Below are 1,006 nucleotides of genomic sequence, written 5' to 3' on the forward strand. Positions count from 1 at the left end.
ATAAGTCGCATTCACTGGGTTTGGATTAAACACCCCACAGCTGTACTGAACTTGCTGTTGAACCACTTCAACGTTTTGCGCACTGGCCGGAGCCGCCGCAGCCAGCAGCATGGTCGTTGCCGCAGCCAATACACTCATATTCATCGTCATGTCACATATCCTCATCAATTAATGTCTTCATTACAGGTTCTACACCACTGTCAGACCGCTATGGCCAATAACGCAAATGGTGTCGAGAAACATATTATAAATTGAATAATTACGCTCAATTTATGAATACATATTTATTTATGGGGTATAAGACATCAAGTAACTTAATGTAACAAAATGTTTCCTTGGGTTTTGTGGTGTGATTAAGTTCACGAAATAAAGGGTGATTAAAATAAAATATAATTAAATATCAATCAATTAAAACGTAATGAGCGATCTATGCTATTTTCTGCCCAATAAAAGAAATCACAGCAATAGACATGTAGTCACACAACAAAAGTGAATTTAAATGCTATTTTTAGCCATGCATACTCACACGCAGCATACTAACCGCACCCACACAAATTGCATACATATTCGTTACTGATATTTCCATTTATGACAGGCCACCGCGATTTGCCGTGTAATACCGCCAGCAGCAACACAAACCTAAAAGACGTAAAAGCCAGAAAAAAGGGAAAGGGAAAGGGAAAGGGAAAGGGAAAGGGAAAGGGAAAGGGAAAGGGAAAAATTAGCGCACAACAGCTAACCACCAAACCCACACACCGCGCAGAATCACAATAACGCCCCTGTCAGCTTCGCGCGCCTAGGGGCAAACCCGCCGCACAAGCACACCTAAGCGTGCCTGACAAAAGAGATCACTCGACCCGTACCGCCGTTCCCGTAACACTGACCATCAACATCCCACCATCTTTACCGACGGTTTCATAATCCACATCGATGCCCACCACCGCATTGGCGCCTAACTCTGCCGCCTGCGCATTCATATCGGCGAACGCCATTTCGCGCGCTTTAC

Annotated in this window: 2 protein-coding genes; one reads left to right on the forward strand and one right to left on the reverse strand. The window is 44.1% G+C overall.

All coding sequences use genetic code 11. From position 1 onward, the window contains the following. Window positions 1-588: 588 nt before the first annotated feature. Complete coding sequence (locus ACRC27_RS14445) at window positions 589-774, forward strand: hypothetical protein (RefSeq protein WP_438640202.1); 186 nt, start codon at window positions 589-591, stop codon at window positions 772-774. 74 nt (window positions 775-848) lie between these two features. Here ACRC27_RS14445 and ACRC27_RS14450 read toward each other — a convergent pair. Continuing rightward, window positions 849-1,006 (reverse strand): heavy metal-binding domain-containing protein (locus tag ACRC27_RS14450; RefSeq protein WP_438640203.1); only part of this gene is annotated, 158 nt, incomplete at its 5' end.

Source organism: Plesiomonas sp., from assembly GCF_051650925.1.
In the GTDB taxonomy this organism is placed as follows: Bacteria; Pseudomonadota; Gammaproteobacteria; order Enterobacterales; family CAMTGL01; genus Plesiomonas.